Here is a 3,449-nt window from a genome sequence, read left to right on the forward strand (position 1 = left end):
CTCCCCATCTCCCCCACTCTTCCCCGCTCCTTCTGTACTGAGTAAGATGGTAGGGCGACCGTATTCTTGCGCGACTTGACCTGCTACTAATCCTAAGACACCAACAGGCCATTGGGAGTCCGCTAAAACAATTACACTGGTAGTTGACAAATCAAGTTTAGCTAATTTTTCATTGACATCTTTAGCAACATCTTTCTGTATAGATTTGCGGCGAGTATTAGCTAATTCAGTTGAAAGTGCTAGTTGGTCGCAGCGTTTGGCATCCCGGCTAGTCAACAATTCCACGCAAAAACTAGCATCGCCTTGAATACGACTAACTGCATTAATTCTAGGGCCAATTCCGAAAGAAATATCTGTAGGGCGATCGCCACTTCTTTTGCACAATTCTAATAGTTTAGTAATCCCTGGTCGAGTAGAATTTGTGATTTGCTTCCCTAGACATTCTATACCCTTTTGTGCTAAGTAACGACAGTCACCTGTGAGTTGCACTAAATCAGCAATTAAACCAATAGCTACTAAAACTAATAGGTCGTCTAAAGGGCGTTGAGGAACATTGGGCAAACTTTGATAAAGTGCTTCAATTAACTTGTAAGCAACCGCTACACCAGAGAGGTGAAAAAGTTGGTGATTCGAGGGTAAATAGCGGGGATTGATGATGGCTACTACTTGAGGGCGTTCTTCTGGTAGCGTATGATGATCGGTGACAATAATATCTATTCCTAAACTGCGGGCATAGTCAATTTCTGCTAAATTTGTGCTGCCCGTGTCACAGGTGATAATTAGAGTAATTCCTGATTTCGCTAAAGTGTCAATGCCGGGGTTATTGAGGCCATGAGATTCAGTGAGACGATTGGGAATATAGTAGGTAAGTTGGTCATTTTGAGAGAAAAACTGCCCTAAACCATCCCAAAGAACAGAAGTTGAGGTAATACCATCTGCGTCAAAATCTCCCCAAATAGCAATATTTTCTGCATTATTACGTGCTTGTAGAATTCGCTCTACGGCAAGATTCATTTCTTGCCCAAATTCAAAGGGACTTGCTGGTTGATAAAGATTGGGGTTCAAAAAACCCGCTATTTGTTCGGGGTTTTGAATTCCCCTCGACATTAATAGTGAGGCCGCATAATGCCCTGGCAATTCAGGGGCGTGACTTTTGACGGCTTCAATTAACCAAGTTGGCGGGTGAATTGGGGGCTGAATTTGCCAATTTTGAGGTTGTTCCGGCATTTAGGAATATCCAACGACTAAATGATTCCTACATTTCTATTTAATCTTATTTTATGTAGTTTTTTTTAGCTAGCAAGCTAATTCTATTCCTTTGGTGGTACTCAAAGGATCACTCTAAGGGTACAGTCTGCTTATTCGCGGCTCAGTTAGACTAAGTACAGATGAAAGAAAACCTTTATTTTCTTTCTCTAAAGGCTCTCAGAAGAAAATTGTTAGCTCAAGTTTTCAAATAGGGGCATCTCCTACAGAAAATTATTTTTTGAATACTTTTGACGAGGATAATTATGAAACCTAACGAAGAAAATAGCTCTAGCCGTGAAATTCATCAAGAAATTCACACCGAGGGAACTAACGGTCATGTCAGTACAACGCGAACTACTTCCACAGTTCCCAGTACAACGGCAGCTCATCACAAAGGTTATGTTCAGGGTGAAATTGCGGAAAACCATCGCAGAAATGAAGTCCAAAAAGTTCGGGATAATGACAACGCTGCTCGTGGGTTACTATTAGGAATTATTCTGGCTTCTTTAGTCGGCTTGGTTCTCGGAACTATATATTACTTGAATAGGCGTGATGAAGCTCCCATTCCTGCTCCTTTAGTAATACCTGTACCAAGAGCAAATCAGCCTTCAACACCACCTGCTCCGACTAGGACTATTGAGAGAGAAAAGACAATTATTGAAAAGATTGTTCCCGCTCCTCAACCATCTCCAGTTCAAAAAGCTACGCCTGCTCCTCAACCAAGTGGAGCTCAAAAGGTTGCTCCGGCTCCTCAACAACCAGCACCTAATATCAATATTACTGTTCCCAATTCCCAGCGGCAAGATCCACCCGCTCCACAAGCAGCACCGGCTCCATCTTCACCGTCAAATAATATCAATATTACGGTTCCGAATCCTCAGAGGGAGCCAGCTCCAGCTTCACCAAGTCCAGCACCTCAGAGTTCAACTGCTCCATCCTCCAATCAAAATGATAGCGGTTCTGGAGTAGGGACAGGCAGTGAAAGTAATACAGAAAGCGGCACTGATTCTAATCCTAGTAATACGGCTACACCTGGTAGTAATTCTGGTGCAGATGGTTCACAGCAATAGAAGTCTGATGTTTAATTAGTATCCAGGGTTCAAACCACTGACTCATAATAGTTAAAGTCCTCTAAGGGGGACTTTTTTTATGGTTTAAATAGATATTTCTTCAATCATACCTAGATTCGGCAGCCAATCTGGGGGTGCAGTTACCGTAATGTTGCTTAAGGTATTTTCTTCAGTTTCGGGACTGCGATCGCAGCGAGTGATAAACTGACAAAAATCGCAATTGTTCGATGTAATTTCTACTTGTGGAAAGGGTTCGCCTTCTTCATGATATAATTTCAACCATTTTGTTAGTTGGTTTAAGATTCTAGTTAAATCATTTCTAGTTTGTTCATGCTGTATGTTGCTGTAAGTAAATTTGAGGCTTTGAGGTTGACTTTCACCTTCTAATTGTACGAACCAATAGGTCATAGAAATTTTTTCGGGTAGATAATTGCTGGTTTCTGCTAAAACATATAAATAAAGACGAGTTTGCCAATTTTGTGCTAATAATTTATGGTTTTGAGGGCGGGGGTAGGTTTTCCAGTCAAAGATTTGAGCTTGTGTTGGTTCGGCTATGAAGAGGTCATAAATTACGGTAATTAAATAGTCTTGGAAGATGAGGGTACGAGGATGTTCAGCTTGGCGGAAGGTGAGGTTACTATTTTCTGGGGGGGTGAAAAGTTCGGGTGTGGCTTTTATAAAGGCAGTGAGGCAATTGTGCATTTCTGCGTCTTCTTCAATCAAGGCTTCGATTGGTAATCCGATTTCTCGCTGCTGCATTAACAGGTGAAATTTGCTACCCCAGGCGAGTTTTTCTTGTTGTTCTGGGGTATAGGGGGTTGCTAGTTGTTCGAGGTAGGTGTGTTGAAATTTGCGGGGGCAGGTTGTGAGTAGGTTGAGTTGCCCTTGGGAGAGTCTAAACATTGTTTATTTCTATTGTTTGATATTTATTTAATTGTAGGCGATCGCGCTTGGTAATTTGTGCTAATCTAATATCAGTGGTGTATAGTTACAATACTCCGGACAGTTTTGGAGTAGAGACGCGATCGCCCGTCCACAAAAAAGTAAGTAAAATTTGAATCTCAAAGGCAGAAAAAAAGACACTCTTTAGGTTAAGCTTAAAAAAACTGAGCTTAACAGACTGCCTTATGA

Annotated in this window: 3 protein-coding genes; 1 reads left to right on the top strand and 2 read right to left on the bottom strand. The window is 41.6% G+C overall.

The window, feature by feature from the left end; genetic code table 11:
• On the bottom strand, positions 1-1,227 hold a 1,227-nt coding region (locus PN499_RS05860), incomplete at its 3' end, for a single-stranded-DNA-specific exonuclease RecJ (protein ID WP_272030755.1).
• A 284-nt stretch (positions 1,228-1,511) separates the two neighbouring features.
• Here PN499_RS05860 and PN499_RS05865 point away from each other — a divergent pair.
• Positions 1,512-2,318: a hypothetical protein gene (locus tag PN499_RS05865; protein ID WP_272030756.1), complete on the top strand. Its 807-nt coding sequence runs from the start codon at positions 1,512-1,514 to the stop codon at positions 2,316-2,318.
• An 84-nt stretch (positions 2,319-2,402) separates the two neighbouring features.
• Here PN499_RS05865 and PN499_RS05870 read toward each other — a convergent pair whose 3' ends face one another.
• Entirely contained in the window at positions 2,403-3,221 is an 819-nt protein-coding gene (locus PN499_RS05870; RefSeq protein WP_272030757.1) for a PD-(D/E)XK nuclease family protein, read from the bottom strand.
• Positions 3,222-3,449 lie beyond the last annotated feature (228 nt).

This window comes from Kamptonema animale CS-326 (genome assembly GCF_028330895.1).
Lineage (GTDB): Bacteria > Cyanobacteriota > Cyanobacteriia > Cyanobacteriales > Microcoleaceae > Kamptonema > Kamptonema formosum.

Excerpts from the sequence above, each read along its gene's own strand:
- PN499_RS05865 (WP_272030756.1), top strand. The coding sequence starts at position 1,512 with ATGAAACCTAACGAAGAAAATAGCTCTAGCCGTGAAATTCATCAAGAA.
- PN499_RS05870 (WP_272030757.1), bottom strand. The coding sequence starts at position 3,221 with ATGTTTAGACTCTCCCAAGGGCAACTCAACCTACTCACAACCTGCCCC.